This window comes from Mycolicibacterium komossense (assembly GCF_025822605.1).
GTDB lineage: Bacteria > Actinomycetota > Actinomycetes > Mycobacteriales > Mycobacteriaceae > Mycobacterium > Mycobacterium komossense.
The window spans coordinates 13,393-31,667 of record NZ_JACKTY010000035.1; the positions used below are offsets into that span (position 1 = coordinate 13,393).

The following is an 18,275-nucleotide window of genomic DNA, read 5'->3' on the forward strand; positions in this document are numbered from 1 at the left end:
CGTCACTCCTCGTCGAGCGCCGCCAGCACATCCTCAGCCAGGTCGATGTTGGTCCAGACGTTCTGTACGTCGTCGCTGTCCTCTAGGGCGTCGACCAGCTTGAATACCTTGCGGGCACCTTCGACGTCCAACGGCACGCTCACCGAAGGCTGGAAACTGGCCTCCGCCGATTCGTAGTCGATGCCGGCATCCTGCAACGCGGTGCGCACGGCGACCAAATCGGTCGGTTCCGAGATCACCTCGAAGGTATCGCCGAGGTCATTGACTTCCTCCGCACCGGCGTCGAGCACAGCCAGCAGAACGTCGTCCTCGGTCAGGCTGTTCTTCTCCAGCAGGACGATGCCCTTGCGGTGAAACAGGTAGGACACCGAACCAGGGTCGGCCATGTTGCCGCCGTTGCGCGTCATCGCGACGCGCACCTCACCCGCCGCGCGATTCTTGTTGTCGGTCAGGCATTCGATGAGGACCGCAACACCATTGGGGCCGTAGCCCTCGTACATGATGGTCTGCCAGTCGGCGCCACCGGCTTCCTCACCGGCTCCACGCTTTCGGGCCCGCTCGATGTTGTCGTTGGGTACCGACGTCTTCTTGGCCTTTTGGATGGCGTCATAGAGCGTGGGGTTGCCAGCGGGGTCACCGCCACCGGTACGCGCGGCCACCTCGATGTTCTTGATGAGGCGCGCGAACTCCTTGCCGCGGCGCGCGTCCTTGACGGCCTTCTGGTGCTTGGTGGTCGCCCACTTGGAATGGCCGCTCATGCAGGTACTACTCACTTTCGGTCAACTGCGAAGACTGACCGTCGAGTCTACGTGGACTCAGCCACCGCCCGAGGTCACCCTCGACGAAAAGCCGCCAGAGAAATTTCACCCGACCGTGAATCTCATCTTGTGTTGAAACTAATTTCATCGTAGCGTGAAACCGATGAGCGAAGGACGACTGAACGGTCCGCAGACAACGAGTCGGGAGTACGCGAACCTCAGCGAGCCCGCGCATCGCCGCCGGCACGACAACAACGTCGAGATCGGCATGCGCGACGGCGTCACCCTGCTGGCCGACGTCCACCGGCCGGACGCCGGCGGCCGGTACCCGGCACTGATCGCCGCGTCGCCCTATCCGCGGCAGATCCAGGACCTCGGTGCGCCGATGGGGTTCATTGAGGCCGGCAACACCCCCTTCTGGGTGTCTCGCGGATACGCCCATGTGATCGCCAACGTCCGCGGCACCGGCGGTTCGGGAGGCACCTTCGGCTTCTTCGACGCCCAGGAACGCCGCGACATGTACGACCTCGTCGAATGGGTCGCCGCCCAGCCCTGGTGCGACGGCAACGTCGGCATGATCGGCATCAGCTACTTCGCCATGACCCAACTCGAAGCCGCTGTCGAACGTCCGCCGCATCTGAAAGCGATCTTCCCGGTGGCCGTCACCGCCGACCTGTACGACGCGGCCACCCATCACGGCCTGATGAGTTCGTCCTTTGTCACACCGTTCCTGTCGATGGCAGGCCTCACATCGGACCGCAGCGACGGCTTCTGGCGCAGCCAGCCCGTCGACCTCGCCCGCACGGTGTTGCACACCCCGCCGCTGCACCGGAAGTTCGCCACTATGAACGGGGAGGCGTCGCTCACGATCCTGCGCCAGATGCTCAAACTCCCCCACGACCCGCACCCGTGGGATGACCTGTGGCTCGACATCGCCGTCAAACACCCCACCCGCGACCAGTGGTGGGACGACCGGGATCTCACCCCGCTACTCGACCGAATCGACATCCCGGTCTACCTCGGCTGCGACTGGGAGAACGTCCCGCTGCATCTGCCCTCGACATTCGTGGCGTGGAAAGCGTTGGCGGACAACCCGAATGTCCGGATCGCCATGCTGGGGCAGTTCGGGCTGACCTGGCCATGGGAGAGCCTGCACACCGAGGCCCTGGCCTGGTTCGACCACTGGCTCAAGGGCCGCGACACCGGCGTCATGGCCGGCCCGCCGATCCGCTATGTCCTGCCGGGCACCGACCAATGGCGCACCGCCGACCAATGGCCTCCCGCCGGAACATCTTTGAGCGAATGGGCACTGTGCGCCGACGGCACCCTGGCCGCCCACGAGGGCACGCCCGGCTCCCGCGAATACATGGTGTTGGGTGGCGGGTTGTCACGCGCCAGGCCCAGCGCCATCGATCCGCCCGCCATGCTGTCGTGGACCACTGCACCGTTGACCGAGACTGTCGATGTGGTCGGCGATATCGAGCTGCGACTCGTTGCGTCGGCGACCGCCGCCGACACCGCCTGGATGGCGACGCTGCAGCGCGTGGCGGCGGACGGCGCCACCGCCGAGGTGACGGCTGGCTGGCTGCGGGCGTCGCTGCGCGAGGTCGACGAAGCCGCGAGCACCCCGGGCGCGCCGGTGCTGCCCTGCCGGACCGCGACGGCCGTTCCCATCGGCGAGGATGTCGAGTACCGGATTCCGTTGGTGGCCAACGCACGTCGATTCGAGGTCGGCGATCGTATCCGGCTGGTGCTCACCAGCGACGACCAGGACCCCGAAATGCCTGCCATCATGAATTTCCGGCACGCCAGCGTCGGCACCAGCAGCCTCAATACGGTGCGCTCGTCTTCGCGGCTACTGCTGCCGCTCGTCATGTGATTTCGGCGTGTTCAGGCGCGCTCAGCGCGAACGAACACGCCGAAATCACTCAGAGCATGTCGACGAATAGCTTGTGGACGCGACGGTCGCCGGTCATCTCCGGATGAAATGCCGTCGCCAGCACCTTGCCCTGACGCACTGCGACGGGGTGACCGGCGGCGCGAGCCAACACCTCGACGTGCTCGGCCACGCGCTCCACCCAGGGCGCCCTGATGAAGACGGCGTGCACTGAAGAATCCAGTCCGGTGAAGTCGATATCGCCTTCGAAGGAATCCACCTGACGACCAAAAGCGTTGCGGCGCACCGTCATGTCGATACCCGCCAATGGCACGGCCTCGCGCCCCGGGACGCCGGCATCCAAGATCTCCGTCGCCAGCAGGATCATGCCGGCGCAGGAGCCATAGGCGGGCATCCCCTCGGCCAGCCGGGCCCGCAGGGGTCCGAGCAGCTCGAACTCACGGAGTAGATGACTCATGGTGGTCGATTCACCGCCTGGAATGACCAGGCCGTCAATCGACTCCAGCTCGGCACGCCTGCGCACCGTCAGCGCTTGGGCGCCGGCCTCCTCCAAGGCGGCCAGATGTTCGCGCGTGTCCCCTTGCAGGGCAAGGACACCCACGCGATGCGACGCACTCATGCCGGGGGCGGCTGGTAGCCGCGCTGATACCGGGTCAGACCCTCCTGCATGACCGCGGCGACCATCTCCCCCTCGCGGGTGTAGATCTTGCCTTGGGTCAGCGCGCGACCGGCGCACGCCGAAGGAGACGACTGGTCATACAGCAGCCATTCGTCGGCCCGGAATGGCCGCATGAACCACAACGCGTGATCCAGCGACGCAATCATCAGATGATCACGTTCGACGGGATGGTTCACCTGCGCCGAGCCCAACAGCGTCAGGTCGCTCATGTACGCCAGCGCGCAGATGTGCAAAACCGGATCGTCGGGCAGCGGGTCGCGGTGGCGGAACCAGACCCGCTGCTGAGACGCCTTGCCCGGTGTCTTCTCCAGCTGATCGCGGGGCACGATCCTCAGGTCCCACTCTTCGAACTGGCGGAAGCCCTCATCCTCGAACAGTCGTAACGCGCGGATCTCCTCCAGGTCGTCGGGACCGGGCCCGACCGGCATCGCATCCTGGTGGTGGATACCTTCCTGGTCGGTCTGGAACGACGCCGACATCGAGAAGATGGTTTCGCCATGCTGCACGGCGCTGACCCGCCGGGTGACGAACGAGCCCCCGTCGCGCAGTCGCTCGACGAGAAACACCGTGGGTACCTTGGGATCACCGGGTCGCAGGAAATACCCGTGCAGCGAATGCACGATGTACTCCTCGCCGACGGTACGCACCGCCGATACCAGCGACTGCCCGGCGACCAGGCCGCCGAAAGTCCTGTTGTTCAGCCCGGGTGCGGAGGCGTGTACGCGGCCACGAAAAATATTGACCTCGAGCTGTTCAAGATCGAGGATCTGTTCGATCGCCATCGGCGCCGGTTACCAGCCGCGTTGGGCGAGTCGGTGCGGCTCCGCAATCTCCTCCACGTTGATACCGACCATTGCCTCGCCCAGCCCGCGTGACACCTTGGCCAACACATCGGGGTCGTCGTAGAACGTGGTGGCCTTGACGATGGCCGCCGCCCGCTGCGCAGGATCACCGGACTTGAAAATCCCGGACCCGACGAACACGCCCTCGGCGCCGAGCTGCATCATCATCGCCGCATCCGCCGGGGTCGCAATCCCACCCGCGGTGAACAGCGTCACCGGCAACTTACCGGCGCGGGCCACCTCCACGACGAGGTCATAGGGGGCCTGCAACTCCTTGGCCGCCACATACAGCTCGTCCTCACTCAAGGAGGACAACCGCCGCAACTCGCCACCGATGGACCGCATATGGGTGGTCGCATTGGACACATCTCCCGTGCCGGCCTCACCCTTGGAGCGAATCATCGCCGCGCCCTCGGTGATACGGCGCAACGCCTCACCCAGGTTGGTGGCACCGCACACGAACGGCACGGTGAACTTCCACTTGTCGATGTGGTGGGTGTAATCGGCCGGGGTCAGCACCTCGGACTCGTCGACGTAGTCCACACCCAGGCTCTGCAGGATCTGGGCCTCCACGAAATGCCCGATCCGGGCCTTGGCCATCACCGGAATCGTGACCGCGGCGATGATGCCCTCGATCATGTCGGGATCGCTCATCCGCGATACCCCACCCTGGGCCCGGATATCGGCAGGAACCCGCTCGAGCGCCATCACGGCGACAGCACCGGCTCCCTCGGCAATGCGGGCCTGCTCAGGGGTGACGACGTCCATGATGACGCCACCTTTGAGCATTTCCGCCATACCCCGTTTAACCCGGGAGGTCCCCGTTTGACCGCTACCGGCCGATCCATTCGAATGCGCGGCGGTATCCACTGCTATCTCTCCTTGTATTGGTACCGAGCCAGTCTAGTGGTGCACAGCAAGCTGATTTCTCCCCTGGTCAGTGACCGACTCAGCGAATGGCCAGGAGCTCCTGTTGCGTGCCGATGATCGGCGCCTCCTCGCGGAGGCCGGCCTTGGTTTCAGCAACGTCGACCGCCGAACCCAACAGCTCTCCGAGCTGCAATGGATAGACGGTCTCGCCCGCTGCGGCCAACTCGGCGATGGTCTCGGCGTCACACCACCGGTGGCCGTGGATGTAGCGCTGCTCCAGGGCCGTGCGCCCCGCCGCCGACGGTTCGAAGTGCGTGGTCCGGTAGACGAAGAAGAACTCCTGACTGCGCATGACCGTGCCGTTGAAGTCGATCACCGCGTCACGGCGCCAGATGGGCCCGATCAGGTCGGTGGGATGCACGGCCAAACCGGTTTCCTCGGCGAGTTCACGCACAGCCGCCTGGGCCAGTCGCTCTCCGTCGAGCGCCTGGCCGCCGACGGTGAACCACCATCTGCGGGCGCTGCCGTCGGTGATGGCCGGATCGGATCCACAGAACAGCAGCACCCGGTCGTCCTCGTCGAGGAGCACCAGGCGGGCCGAGGTCCGCAGGTCCGCGGTCGGCAGGTCGTGGGAGGCCAGGTCGGCTTGGAAGGGTCGTTCAGCGATCTCGAAATAGGTCGGCAGCGGCGCTCGCCCACCGAGCCGGAGCAGGCGGACCACCGGCCGTTCCCGCAACGCCAGGGTGTCGCGGACCGCGTCGTTATGGAACCGCCGCCCCAGCAGCACCCGCGCCTCGGCGTCGGCCAGTTCTCCGACCAGCGCCGCAGGCAGCCTGGCCACCTGCACTGCCGACAGTGCCGCAGACAATTCGTTCTCGGCGTTTTCCCGACCGGCCCTGGGCGCGCGCTCGGCGGCGTCGGCAAGCGCCGTCAACACTCTGCCCTCCGGCACCCCGCCGTACGCGTCGAGCGCGACAGCGCGGGCGACCACCGCGCGCCGGCCCAGCGCACCGTCGAGCGCCTGCCAGGACAGGTCGTAGCGAACGTGCAGACGGTCGAGCCGGTTGGCCGTCTGAAAGGCCCAGACGCCAACCATTGCCACGAACAGGACGGCGACGATGGCCGCCGCGATGAGCCACACCATCAACTTCTCCCCCGGGTCGCTTCGCTCCTGCCCGCCGTCCCGCCCGCCACTGTTACCTTGCTCCCGGAACCGGCGACCGTGTCGTAGACCCGCATGATCTGCTGCGCCACCACCGACCAGTCGTAGCGCTGCACCGCACGGGCGGCCGTGTCGATAAAGCGGCGGGCGACGGTGTCGTCGCCGAGCACGTCGATCAGCGCCTGCGCCAGCGCCGCCGAATCATCTACCGGGACCAAGGATCCGGCGGCGCCGTCGAGCAGCACGCGCCGGAACGCGTCCAGGTCGCTGGCCACCACCGGAGTGCCCGCGGCCATCGCCTCGACCAGCACGATGCCGAAGCTCTCGCCGCCGGTGTTGGGTGCACAGTACACGTCGGCACTGCGCAGCGCGGATGCCTTGACAGCATCGTCGGCCTGACCGAGGAAACGTAGATGCCCAGCCAGTTCGCCTGCCGCGCTGGATAATTCGTCTTGATCACCGCGACCGACGATCAGGATCTCGATATCGGCATACTGCGCTACCAGCTGCGGGAGTGCCCCCAGTAGCACCGCCATCCCTTTGCGGGGCTCGTCGAAGCGGCCCAGGAACAGCACCGACTTTCCCGTCCGCGGATAGCCGTCGAGGCACGGAGCACCGGCGATCGACGCGACGTCCACACCGTTGGGAATCTCGACCGCGTCGGAACCCAGGGCTTCCATCTGCCAGCGCCGCGCCAGGTCCGATACCGCGATCCGACCGACGATCTTCTCGTGCCAGGGCCGCAAGATGCCCTGAAAGACGCTCAGCGTCAACGACTTTGTGGTGGAGGTGTGGAACGTCGCGACGATCGGCCCCTCGGCGATCATCAGGGCCAGCATCGACAGGCTCGGCGCATTGGGCTCGTGCAGGTGCAGTACATCAAACTCGCCCTCGGCGAGCCACTTCTTGACCTTGCGATGCGTCGCGGGCCCGAAGCGCAGCCGAGCCACCGACCCGTTGTAGGGAATGGGTACGGCCTTGCCGCCGGAAACCACGTAGTCGGGCAGGTCGACATGGGGTGAGCTGGGGGCCAGCACACTGACATCGTGCCCCCTGGTCCGCATCACCTCGGCGAGTTGCAGCACATGCGACTGGACCCCGCCTGGTACGTCGAAGGAGTACGGGCACACCATGCCGATCCGCATTACGGGTCGACTTCCCGCAACCTGGCCTGCTTTTCCACGGACAGATCGGCGAGCCACTGGGGTTGCATCATGTGCCAGTCCGCGGGATGTGCCGCGATGCCCGCGGCGAAGCTGTCCGCAAGCGCCTGGGTGATGACGCCGACATCGCCCGAGCCGGTGTCGCGCGGCCCCGAGACGTCGAAAACCCAACTGTCGGCTGTGTTGTAACAGTGCACCGGCAACAGTGCGGCACCGGTTTCGATGGCCAGCTTCGCCGCACCAGCCGGCATCAACGTCGGCTCGCCGAAGAAGTCGACCTCGACACCTTTGCGAGTGAGGTCGCGCTCGGCCATCAGGCAGATGATGCGGTTGTCGCGCAGTCGTTCGGCCAGCACCTCGAACGGTGGGCGCTCTCCCCCGGTCAGCGGCAGCATCTCGAAGCCCAATGTCTCGCGGTAGTCGATGAACCGCTGATAGAGCGACTCAGGTTTGAGCCGTTCCGCGACGGTGGTGAACGGGCCGTAATGCTGGACGACCCATACTCCGGCCATATCCCAGTTCCCGCTGTGCGGCAACGCCAGGATCGCACCGTGGCCCGCGGCCAGCGCGTCGTCGATGTGGTTACGGTTCCACAGACACGGCTCGATCCGCGGGGCCAGCTTGGCCATGTCCATCGACGGCAGCCGAAACGCCTCGCGCCAGTACCTGGCGTAAGAGGCCAGCGAGTCGCGGATCAACGAATCCGGCACCTGCGCGGGCGCGACGCCAACCACCCGGGCCAGGTTCTTGCGCAGCTGATCGGGGCCGCCACCGCGGGCCGCGAAGAGCGCACCGGCCTCGAAGGCGTTGCGGGCGGCGAACTCCGGCAGCGCACGCACCAACTGCCAGCCTGCCGCATAGCCCCAGTCACTGAACCGTTCGGACAACGGCGGCCGGCTCTGCACGGAACCCACGCCCGCAGAAAGCCCTGTTCCTCCCCCCGACGGGACCGACATCAGGATTCGCCCTCTGTGGTGTCCTCGGCGACCGGCGCGGCCGACGGTAGCGCGTCCATCGCCCCTGGTGATACTCGCACGCTGTGCAGGCGCTGGGCCAAGGTCAGCAGGCTGGCGGCCGCCAGCACCCACATCGCGACGTGAATCAGCCAGGGGATGTGCAAGAACCACACGCCGGACAGGCCCGCGCCGGCCAGCACGATGACCAGCCGTTCCGGGCGTTCGATCAACCCGCCGTCACCGCGCAGGCCGCTGGCCTCGGCGCGCGCCTTGATGTACGAGATGACCTGCGAGGTGACCAGACAGATCATGGTGGCGACCACCAGCGAGGTGCTGCGCATGCCGAACGCGGCCCACCACAGCAGCCCGCAGAACACCGCGCCGTCACCGATCCGGTCGCAGGTCGCATCGAGCACCGCCCCGAAGGCGGTGCCCCCGCCGCTCTGGCGGGCCATCGCCCCGTCGAGCATGTCGGCGAGCACGAAGATGAAGACGGTGAATGCTCCCCACCACAGCTGCCCCATCGGGAACAGGGTGAGCGCGGCGATGACGGTGCCCGCGGTGCCGATGATCGTGATGCTGTCGGGCGTGAACCCCACCCGCAGCGCAGCCTTGGCCAACGGCCCGCTGAGCTTCGCGTAGGCCGCCCGGGTCATCAGGTAGAAATCACTCACGGTTGCCGCGCCCATTCGGTCGCCAGCAGGGCGCGGGTGTCCCGCAGCAGCTGCGGGATGATCTTCGAGTCGCCGATGATGGTGATGAAATTGGCGTCGCCGCCCCACCTCGGCACCACGTGCATGTGCAGGTGCTCGGCCAGCGATCCGCCGGCCGACTTGCCGAGGTTGAGGCCGACATTGAAACCGTCGGGCCGGGACACGGCCTTCATCACGCGAATCGCTTGCTGCGCGAACGCCATCAGCTCGGCACTCTCGGCATCGGTCAGGTCTTCCAGCTCGGAAACCCGCCGGTACGGGACGACCATCAGATGCCCCGGGTTGTACGGGTACAGGTTGAGCACGGCGTAGACCAGTTCACCACGGGCGACCACCAGGCCGTCTTCGTCCGGCAGAAGCGGGATGTCGGTGAACGGCTGCGCGGGCGCAGAGGAGTCCTTGCGGGTCGGCGACTCGGCGATGTAGCTCATCCGGTGCGGCGTCCACAATCGCTGCAGATGGTCGGGTTCACCGACGCCCTGATCGATCAGCGTGTCCGGGGCGGTGTCTTCGGGGCTAGCCTCGCTGGAGGCCCGCTCCTCACTCACGTCTCGCTGCCCGCCTTGATCAACTCGGCGGTGGGTGCGTCGTTCTGGCGGTCGGCGATCCACTTCACGATGATCGCGACGGCCTCGTCACGCGGCACCCCGTTGATCTGCGTGCGGTCACCGAAGCGGAAGCTCACCGCCCCGGCTTCCACGTCACGCTCCCCCGCAAGCAGCATGAACGGCACCTTCTGGTTGGTCTGGTTGACGATCTTCTTCGCCATCCGGTCGTCGCTGGCATCGACCTCGACCCGGACCCCGTGTGATCTCAGTTGTGCGGCAACATCTTCCAGATACGGGACGAACGCGTCCGCGACCGGGATACCGACCACCTGGACCGGTGCCAACCATGCCGGGAACGCCCCCGCGTAATGCTCGGTGAGCACCCCGAAGAACCGTTCGATGGAGCCGAACAGGGCCCGGTGGATCAGCACCGGACGTTGCCGGGTGCCATCGGGAGCGGTGTACTCCAACTCGAAGCGGTCGGGCATGTTGAAGTCGAGCTGGATGGTCGACATCTGCCAGGTCCGCCCGAGCGCGTCCTTGACCTGCACCGAGATCTTCGGGCCATAGAACGCCGCGCCACCCGGATCGGGAACCAGGTCGAGCCCGGATGCCTCGGCGACTTCGCGCAGTGTCTCGGTGGCCTCGTCCCACATGTCGTCGGAGCCGACGGACTTCTCGGGATCCCTGGTGGACAACTCCAGGTAGTAGTCGTCGAGGCCGTAGTCGGCGAGCAGATCCAGCACGAACCGCAGCAGCGAGGTCAGCTCACCGCGCATCTGCTCGCGGGTGGTGTAGATGTGCGCGTCGTCCTGGGTCATGCCCCGGACCCGGGTCAGCCCGTGGATCACGCCGGACTTCTCGTAGCGGTACACCGAGCCGAACTCGAAGAGTCGCAAGGGAAGTTCGCGGTAGGACCGCCCGCGCGCCCGGTAGATCAGGTGATGCATCGGGCAGTTCATCGGTTTGAGGTAGTAGTTCTGCCCTGGCTTGCGCAGCACGCCGTCATCGTCGTATTCGGCGTCGATGTGCATCGGCGGGAACATCCCGTCGGCGTACCACTCGAGGTGACCGGAGGTTACGTAGAGGTGTTCCTTGGTGATATGCGGGGTGTTGACGAACTGGTAACCGGCCTGCTCGTGTTTGCGCCGCGAGTAATCCTCCAGTTCGCGGCGGATGATTCCGCCCTTCGGGTGGAAGACGGGCAACCCGGAGCCGAGTTCGTCGGGGAAGCTGAACAGGTCCAACTCGACGCCGAGCTTGCGGTGGTCGCGGCGCTGGGCCTCTTCGATCAGCTCGAGGTGACGGTCGAGCGCTTCCTGCGACTCCCATGCGGTTCCGTAGATGCGCTGCAGGCTGGCGTTCTTTTGATCACCCCGCCAGTACGCCGCCGAGCTGCGGGTGAGTTTGAAGGCGGGAATGTAGCGGGTGGTCGGGATATGCGGACCCCGGCACAGGTCGCCCCAAATGCGTTCCCTGGTACGGGGATTGAGGTTGTCGTAGGCGGTGAGCTCGGCACCGCCTACTTCCATCACCTCGGGGTCACCCGATTTGTCGTCGATGAGTTCGAGCTTGAAAGGCTCACCGGCGAGTTCGGCGCGCGCCTCATCCTTGGATGCGTAGACCCGGCGGGAGAACAGCTGCCCATCTTTGACTATCTTGCTCATCCGCTTCTCGAGGGCCACGAGGTCCTCAGGGGTGAACGGCGTGGGTACGGCGAAGTCGTAGTAGAAGCCATCGGTGATGGGCGGGCCGATGCCGAGCTTGGCTTCGGGGAACAGCTCTTGGACGGCTTGGGCCAGCACGTGTGCGGCCGAGTGCCGGATGACGCTGCGGCCGGCTTCGGTGTTCGCGGCGACCGGAGTGACGTCGACGTCGACCTCGGGCACCCAGGACAGGTCACGCAGCGCTCCGCCACTGTCGGCGACCACCACAACCGCGTCGGCCTCACCCCTGCTGGGCAGTCCCGCCTCGCGTACCGCGGCGCCGGCCGTCGTCCCGCCAGGAACCCGGAGAAGGGCTACTGGGGCGGGTTGCACTGGGGCGCTCATCGGTTGGTCTCCATACGGTGTCGGCGGATACACGCTGTCCGCGGTGTTGGACGCGGTCTGATTACACCGCGAACGCGACCATGCTATCGGTGCCCCTACCCGAGACCCCAGGCTAGGACCCGCTAGCCGCCAGCGGACTCTTCAACCACGGCCAGTCGACACCGATCAGCGCGGCGACCCAGCCGAGGGCCCCGAACACCCACAGCGTGGCTACCACCACCGCGGCCGTCACCGCCACCCCGAGTGCCTGCACCCAGCGGCCCTGGCGGCCGAACCACGCCATCACCGCGTCGTAGTGCTTCCGGACGTAGGCCAGCAGGCGGCGCGCCCACTCGAACTCGGTGGCCAGAATGCCGAGACCGACGAACACGATGGCCCAGCCCGGCCCCGGGTACGGGATGGCCACGATCCCGACAGCGAGGACCAGGAGGCCGACGACGCCCACCGCCACCCGGTAGCCGAGGTCGGCGAAGCGGCGATGGCGCAGCCCGTGACGCCAGCGTCCCCATTTCCGTGGGACTGCCTTGAACCGCTCTTTCACGGTTGCCCGGGCTTGAGCAGCACGAACAAGGCCTCACCCTCGGTGAGCACGGCGTTGCCGTCGGCTGGGTCGAATAGCGTCACCTCGACGAAAATTTTGCGACCTTCCACCCGGGATACTCCGGCGTCGATGTGCAGAGTCTTCTCGACCGGCACGATTTTGCGGTAGTTGACATGCAGAAACGCGGTGCGTTGATAGGGGCCCTGGGTGAGTAGTGCGGACGTCAGACCGAGCACCGAGTCGAACAGCAGGGCGATCGCGCCCCCGTGGGCGGCGCCGTTGCGGCCGAGGTGGTAACGGCTGAACCGGACAGTGCCCCGGACGCGGCCGTCGTCGCTTTTGGCCACCTGCATCGGCACGCCGAGGATGCCGCCCCGGTTGGGCAGGTCGTAGCGACGGCCCGACGGCGATGACCACTCGTCGGCGTCGAACGGGGCCAGCAGCGCCGACACTTTCTCCAGCAGATCAGCCGCCTGGGTGATCACCTCGTCAGGGGCGTCGACCGCTCGGGCATGGTCCTGCAACTCGCGGACTGCGGCGATGAACCGGCCATAGTCGGGTCCGCCCTTGGCCGTGGGTTGGGGAGGGTTGAACCCGCCGCCGATATGTTCGTCGAGCCCGCTGCTACCCACCCCGACACCGTATGGGCAGCGCCGGGGTACCGCCCACCCGGCTCAGGAATCCGCTGGAGAACCGGCCGATGCCAGCGTCTCGAACTCGTCGTCGGACAGTGTGATCTCGGCGGCGGCCACATTCTCTTCCAGGTGCGCCACCTTCGACGTACCAGGGATCGGCAGGATCACCGGGGAGCGTTTCAGCAGCCAGGCCAGCGCCAGCTGCGACGGGCTGGCGTGGTGGTCGGCGGCGATCTTCTGCAGTGGGCCGTCCGCTGCGGCCAGCGGGCCGGCAGCCAACGGGAACCACGGGATGAAGCCGATCCCCTCGGCGGTGACGACGTCAAGCAGCGGCTCGGATTGCCGGACGGTCAGGTTGTACATGTTCTGCACCGAGGCGATCGCGGTCACCTCCTGCGCAGCCCGGAGTTGGTCGACGTCGATCTCGGAGAGGCCGATATGGCGGATCTTGCCTTCCTGCTGCAGCGCGTGTAGCTCACCGACCTGATCGGCCACCGGATAGTCGGGGTCGATCCGGTGCAGCTGGAACAGGTCGATGGTCTCGACGCCGAGTCGGCGCAGGCTCATCTCGACCTCCTGCCGCAGATACGCCGGCTTGCCCAGCGGGATCCAGACATCGGGCCCGATCCGCAGCAACCCGGCTTTGGTCGCGATGACCAGATCGTCGGCATAGGGGTGCAGCGCTTCGCGGATGAGTTCCTCGGAGACGAACGGGCCGTAGGAATCGGCGGTGTCGATGAAGTTCACGCCGAGTTCGACGGCGCGACGCAGGACGCGGATGCATTCGCCACGGTCGGCGGGCGGACCCCAGACTCCAGGACCGGTGATGCGCATGGCCCCGAAACCGAGCCGGTTGACGGCGAGGTCACCGCCGAGAGTGAATGTTCCAGATGCTTGTGCGACGGACGATGTGCTCACAAACAAGACCGTACGCCCGAAACGGGAGGCTGACCTGGTGAAACTGAGCGACCTTGCGGGGTTACCGCTCACCTATGCCGAAGTGGGTGCCACGAACAGCCTGGGGGTTGACGACGTCGGGCGAACGCAGGGGTACCACCACACCCGCGTCGCGGCCCGGATCGGCAGTGGCCGTGCATGTTTCGAAGAGGCCGCCGACGCGGTGATGCGCTACGGCATGCTGCGCGGCGCGGGTGTGCGGGTGCAGGCGAGCACCGAGATCGCCGAGATCGGCACGCTGGTTCTGGGTCGCCTCGGACCGATCTGGGCGCCGTGCCGCGTGGTCTACGTTCTCGATGAGCCGAACCGGCGCGGTTTCGCCTACGGCACCCTGCCGGGCCACGCGGAGACCGGTGAGGAGTTCTTCGGGGTCCGCTACGACCCGGCCAGCGAGTCCGTGTACGCCGAGGTATCCGCGTTCTCCCGCCCGAACACCTGGTGGAGCAAGGCGGGTGCGCCAGTCGCCGCGTTGGTTCAGCGGATCGTCACGAACCGCTATTTGAGGGCGCTGTGACCGATGCAGAGCGAGGCACGAGTGATGAGGAGGAACAGCGCAAAACAACCCGGCTGTGACCGATGCAGAGCGAGGCACGAGTGATGAGGAGGAACAGCGCAGAATGGCCGCTACTTGGTCAGCGTGAACTGGCAGACGTCGGTGTTGCCGCCGCGGAACAGATCTGCGCAGCCGGTCAGGTATCGCATGTACCGGTCGTAGACCTCCTCGGACTGGATCGCGATCGCCTCGTCACGGCGTGCCGACAACGCCTCCGCCCAGAGGTCGAGGGTCTTCGCGTAATGCGGCCGAAGCGAATGCACCCGACTGATCCCGAACCCGGCCTTCTGGGCACACTCCTCGACATTGACCACGGACGGCAACCGGCCGCCCGGGAAGATCTCATCCATGATGAATTTCACGAACTTGAGCAGTGACATCGTCACCTTGATGTTCTTGAACTCTTCTGCGGAGCACACGGCGATGGTGTGCAACATCATGATTCCGTCGTCGGGAAGCACGGAGTAGGCGAACTTGAAGAAGTCGTCCCAGCGATCGCGGCCGAAATGCTCGAAAGCGCCGATCGACACGATCCGGTCGACCGGTTCGTCGAATTGCTCCCAGCCTTGCAACAACACGCGCTTGGAGCGGTCACCGGGGGAATCGGCGAATAGTCGCTCCACATGCGAGGCCTGATTCTTGGACAGCGTGAGCCCGACGACGTTGACGTCGAACTGTTCGGCCGCCCGCGCCAGGGTGGCGCCCCAGCCGCAGCCGACGTCGAGCAGTGTCATCCCGGGACGGAGGTCCAGCTTGCTCAGAGCCAAGTCGATCTTGGCGATCTGCGCTTCGTGCAACGACATGTCATCGCGGATGAAATAGGCGCAGCTGTAAGTCTGGGTCGGATCGAGAAACAGCCGGTAGAAGTCGTCGGACAGGTCGTAATGTGCCTGCACATCGTCGAAATGCGGCTCGAGATCAAGGCTGGGTTTCGGCAAAGTCTCCTGCTTACTCATGCTCGGCGGCACGCAGCACGTACCTCTCGTCAACATCGTTGTCGACCAGGGTGTACCCGGTTGTTACGCAAAATAATTCACGTCCGCGTCAGACTTTGTGGTGCGGGCGTGAACGACGGGATAGCTGACACCTGGGCCACGACGGGCACTCACAGCTATTTCGCAGCGTACGCCTTCGCCCAGCGGTAGTCGGGTTTGCCCGACGGTGAGCGCTGTATCCGATCGCAGAACAGCACCTCCTTCGGCAGCTTGTAGCGGGCGATGTGGCGGGCGGCCTCGGCGACGATACCGACGGAATCTGGCGACTTGCCGTGAGCGAGTTGCACGATCGCGACCACCTCACTGCCCCATCGGACGCTGGGCCGTCCCACCACCACCACGTCGTAGACAGCGGGATGGTTCGCGATGGCCGCCTCCACCTCTTCGGCGAAGATCTTCTCGCCGCCGGAGTTGATGGTGACCGAGTCCCGACCGAGAAGCTCGATACTGCCGTCGGCATCCCAGCGCGCCCGGTCACCGGGAATCGAATGCCGCACACCGTCGATCTCGGGAAAGGTGCGCGCCGATTTCTCGGCGTCACCGAGGTAACCCAACGGCACCAGACCCCGTTGCGCCAGCCAGCCGATATCCGGATCACCGGGTACCAGTAGCCGCGTCATGTCGGCGCTGACTACCACCGCGCCAGGATTCGGCGTGAACCGGCCGGTTCCGGCGTTTTCACGAGTGGACGCCACACCCATCTGTGAACCTGTCTCCGAGGAACCGCCGGCGTCCAGGATCGTCAGATGCGGAAGTAGTTGCAACAGGCGCTGTTTCACCCCGCTGCTGAACAATGCTCCACCACTGACGAGGGCGTTGAACGACAACAGCGCCCGGGCCAGATCGGGGCCACCGTCGACCAGCGCGTCGGCAAGCGGTCGGGCGAACGCGTCGCCGACAATCGACATCGAGCCGACCTTTTCGCGCGCGACGGTCGCCCAAGCCTGCGCCGGGTCGAATCGCTCTGCCGCGGGTGGGATGACGAAGGTCCGGCCGCCGAGCACGGTGGTAAATGCCGACCACTGCGCGGCGCCGTGCATCAGAGGAGCGACGGTCATCGACGGCGGCCCGCCGGCCAGGGTCCGCTCGACAACCTCTGCCATCCCCGCAACGGCCTGCCCGGTACCGAAGGCCCGTCCGCCCATCGCGTTGAGATAGATATCGTTTTGGCGCCACAACACGCCCTTGGGCATTCCGGTGGTGCCCCCGGTGTAGAGCACATAAAGGTCATCGGGTGAGAGCGCGATGTCGAGGACCGCGGCACTCTGCTGGGCCAGCAACTCCTCGTAACGCACGGCACCGGGCAGCGGATCGTTGCCCGAGCCGTCGTCGACGTGGATGAGTCGCATCGGGGGCAGCTCGGTGAGTGCCTCGGCGAGCGTCGGCCCGAACCGGGCGTGGTACATCACCGCCGCAGCGCCGGAATCGGCCAGCAGATAAACCAATTCGTCGGCGACGTAGCGGTAGTTCACGTTGAACGGGGCGACCCTGGCCTGATAGGCCCCGATCATTCCCTCGACGTACTCGTTGCAGTTCGTCATGTACAGCGCCAGATGGCTCTGCCCCGACTCGCTCCCCGCGAGCTGCGACCGTTCCCGGCGCGCACCCAGGCCCCAGGCATGCAACGCCTGCGCCAGTCTGCGGGTCCGGTCGTCGACCTGCGCGAAGGTGAAGCGACGGTCGCCGAACACAATGCAGTCACGTTCGGGATTCGCCGCGGCGACGGCCGCGAAAACCTTGGCTATGTTGAACTCCACCAGGCCACGCTAACGCGATTTCGGCGTGCTCCCGGCCGTGGATGGTCGGGAGCACGCCGAAACCGGAAAATACCTACGGCTGTTTCTGGCCCGGGATGCCCTCGTAGGCGATATCGCCGGTCTTGAGGTTGTCCGCGGTCAGCTTGCCCAGCCCGTCCAGGAACTTCTGTCGATCGGTGACCACGTGCTGGAGCGCGACGTCGACGTTGTCCTTGGTGATCGCCGGCATGACGTACACCGGCTCCTTGTTGACGTCCTCACCCTTGACGATCGCGTTCGCGACGGCCAGCCCGGCGGACAGCTCGACGGTGCCGTTCTGCAGCGACGTGCCGATGAAGTCACCGCTCTTGACAGCGTTCAGACCGTCCTCGATACCGTCGATGCCGACGATCGGAACATCGCTGCGGCCGGCCTCTTTCATGGCCTGCAGTGCCCCGAGACCCATATCGTCGTTCTGCGAGACGACGCCGTTGATCTGCGGGCCGAAGCTGGAGATCCAGTTCTTCGTCTTGTTCACGGCTTCGTCGCGCTTCCAGTTGGCCGTGTCCTTGGCGAGCACCTTGATATCGGGATACTTGGCCAGCACCTGGTCAATTCCCTTGCCGCGGTTGATCTCACCGGAGCCACCGAGCGGTCCCTGCAGGATGACGATGTTGCCCTTACCGCCGAGCCTGTCGGCCATCATCTGCATCTCCTGGGCGCCGGCCGCGACATCGTCAGGCTGGACGTTGCCGGCCAGATCAGAGCTGTTGAGCTCGGCGTTGACTGCCAGCAGCGGAATGCCCTTGGCTTTGGCCGAGGCGATCTGCGGGCCGAGCGAATCCGCCTGTACCGGAACGACGATGATGGCCTTGACACCCTGGTTGATCAGGGAATCGACCTGGCTGGCCTGCGTGGAGACGTCGTTGTTGGCCGAGTTCCAGACGAGTTCGATGTTGTTGTCCTTGGCATACTGCTCCATCCCCTCCTTGCCTGCGGTGATGAAGGAGCTCATGTCATAGACCGTGACCCCGATGCGGGTCTTGTCGCTGTTGGCCTCGGTGTCACCTGCACCGCAGGCGGTCATCCCGAGCCCGAGCAACCCCGCCGTGGCGATGGCGCTGAACTTAGTCAGCCATTTCTTCTGGGTCATTTAGTATCTCTCACTCTCGTTGTGGTTGATTCTGACAGGCTAAAAGAACTAGGGCGCAATGTGATT

The 18,275-nt window shown here is 65.8% G+C and carries 18 protein-coding genes; 2 read left to right on the top strand and 16 right to left on the bottom strand.

Features of this window, described 5'->3' with window-relative positions:
* Positions 1-2 precede the first annotated feature (2 nt).
* Complete coding sequence (locus H7J73_RS22605) at positions 3-758, bottom strand: YebC/PmpR family DNA-binding transcriptional regulator (protein WP_264069945.1); 756 nt, start codon at positions 756-758, stop codon at positions 3-5.
* A gap of 163 nt (positions 759-921) precedes the next feature.
* Here H7J73_RS22605 and H7J73_RS22610 point away from each other — a divergent pair, with 163 nt between their 5' ends.
* The gene (locus H7J73_RS22610; RefSeq protein ID WP_264069946.1) at positions 922-2,637 is read left to right on the top strand and encodes a CocE/NonD family hydrolase; all 1,716 of its coding nucleotides are present in this window, start codon (positions 922-924) and stop codon (positions 2,635-2,637) included.
* A gap of 49 nt (positions 2,638-2,686) precedes the next feature.
* On the opposite strand, the gene pdxT is transcribed toward H7J73_RS22610, so the two are convergent.
* From pdxT to H7J73_RS22670, 12 genes are all read right to left on the bottom strand, one after another.
* Positions 2,687-3,274, bottom strand: a complete 588-nt coding sequence (pdxT, locus tag H7J73_RS22615) for a pyridoxal 5'-phosphate synthase glutaminase subunit PdxT (protein ID WP_264069947.1) — start codon at positions 3,272-3,274, stop codon at positions 2,687-2,689.
* Positions 3,271-4,116, bottom strand: coding sequence for an acyl-CoA thioesterase II (tesB, locus tag H7J73_RS22620; protein WP_264069948.1), 846 nt, complete (start codon positions 4,114-4,116; stop codon positions 3,271-3,273). Before tesB ends, pdxT begins: the two co-directional genes overlap by 4 nt.
* Positions 4,117-4,125: 9 nt before the next feature.
* Positions 4,126-5,046, bottom strand: coding sequence for a pyridoxal 5'-phosphate synthase lyase subunit PdxS (gene pdxS / locus H7J73_RS22625; RefSeq protein ID WP_264069949.1), 921 nt, complete (start codon positions 5,044-5,046; stop codon positions 4,126-4,128).
* A gap of 79 nt (positions 5,047-5,125) precedes the next feature.
* Positions 5,126-6,190 (bottom strand): NUDIX hydrolase, encoded by a 1,065-nt coding sequence (locus tag H7J73_RS22630; protein ID WP_264069950.1) that lies wholly within the window; start codon positions 6,188-6,190, stop codon positions 5,126-5,128.
* Positions 6,190-7,353 (bottom strand): glycosyltransferase family 4 protein, encoded by a 1,164-nt coding sequence (locus H7J73_RS22635; RefSeq protein ID WP_264069951.1) that lies wholly within the window; start codon positions 7,351-7,353, stop codon positions 6,190-6,192. Before H7J73_RS22635 ends, H7J73_RS22630 begins: the two co-directional genes overlap by 1 nt.
* Positions 7,353-8,327 (bottom strand): phosphatidylinositol mannoside acyltransferase, encoded by a 975-nt coding sequence (locus H7J73_RS22640; RefSeq protein ID WP_264069952.1) that lies wholly within the window; start codon positions 8,325-8,327, stop codon positions 7,353-7,355. Before H7J73_RS22640 ends, H7J73_RS22635 begins: the two co-directional genes overlap by 1 nt.
* The gene (gene pgsA, locus H7J73_RS22645; protein ID WP_308207442.1) at positions 8,327-9,001 is read right to left on the bottom strand and encodes a phosphatidylinositol phosphate synthase; all 675 of its coding nucleotides are present in this window, start codon (positions 8,999-9,001) and stop codon (positions 8,327-8,329) included. Before pgsA ends, H7J73_RS22640 begins: the two co-directional genes overlap by 1 nt.
* Positions 8,998-9,531 carry an ATP adenylyltransferase gene (locus H7J73_RS22650; RefSeq protein ID WP_276031664.1) on the bottom strand — a complete coding sequence of 178 codons (534 nt, stop codon included), beginning with the start codon at positions 9,529-9,531 and terminating at the stop codon, positions 8,998-9,000. Before H7J73_RS22650 ends, pgsA begins: the two co-directional genes overlap by 4 nt.
* 53 nt (positions 9,532-9,584) lie before the next feature.
* Complete coding sequence (gene thrS / locus H7J73_RS22655) at positions 9,585-11,639, bottom strand: threonine--tRNA ligase (protein ID WP_264069955.1); 2,055 nt, start codon at positions 11,637-11,639, stop codon at positions 9,585-9,587.
* A 112-nt stretch (positions 11,640-11,751) separates the two neighbouring features.
* Positions 11,752-12,180 (bottom strand): TIGR02611 family protein, encoded by a 429-nt coding sequence (locus H7J73_RS22660; protein ID WP_264069956.1) that lies wholly within the window; start codon positions 12,178-12,180, stop codon positions 11,752-11,754.
* On the bottom strand, positions 12,177-12,812 hold the full coding sequence (locus H7J73_RS22665; RefSeq protein ID WP_264069957.1) for a PaaI family thioesterase: 636 nt from the start codon (positions 12,810-12,812) through the stop codon (positions 12,177-12,179). Before H7J73_RS22665 ends, H7J73_RS22660 begins: the two co-directional genes overlap by 4 nt.
* A gap of 42 nt (positions 12,813-12,854) precedes the next feature.
* Complete coding sequence (locus tag H7J73_RS22670) at positions 12,855-13,733, bottom strand: aldo/keto reductase (RefSeq protein WP_264069958.1); 879 nt, start codon at positions 13,731-13,733, stop codon at positions 12,855-12,857.
* Positions 13,734-13,770: 37 nt separating this feature from the next.
* On the opposite strand from H7J73_RS22670, the gene H7J73_RS22675 reads away from it, so the two are divergent.
* Positions 13,771-14,286, top strand: a complete 516-nt coding sequence (locus H7J73_RS22675) for a DUF1990 domain-containing protein (protein ID WP_264069959.1) — start codon at positions 13,771-13,773, stop codon at positions 14,284-14,286.
* A 110-nt stretch (positions 14,287-14,396) separates the two neighbouring features.
* Here the strand turns inward: H7J73_RS22675 and H7J73_RS22680 are convergent, their stop codons facing one another.
* The 3 genes from H7J73_RS22680 to H7J73_RS22690 form a co-directional block, all read right to left on the bottom strand.
* Positions 14,397-15,281 (bottom strand): cyclopropane mycolic acid synthase family methyltransferase, encoded by an 885-nt coding sequence (locus H7J73_RS22680; protein ID WP_435405563.1) that lies wholly within the window; start codon positions 15,279-15,281, stop codon positions 14,397-14,399.
* A gap of 155 nt (positions 15,282-15,436) precedes the next feature.
* Complete coding sequence (locus H7J73_RS22685) at positions 15,437-17,077, bottom strand: acyl-CoA synthetase (protein WP_264069961.1); 1,641 nt, start codon at positions 17,075-17,077, stop codon at positions 15,437-15,439.
* Between the two features lie 73 nt (positions 17,078-17,150).
* A complete protein-coding gene (locus H7J73_RS22690; protein WP_264069962.1) occupies positions 17,151-18,209 on the bottom strand; it encodes a substrate-binding domain-containing protein in 1,059 nt (352 codons plus the stop codon).
* Positions 18,210-18,275 lie beyond the last annotated feature (66 nt).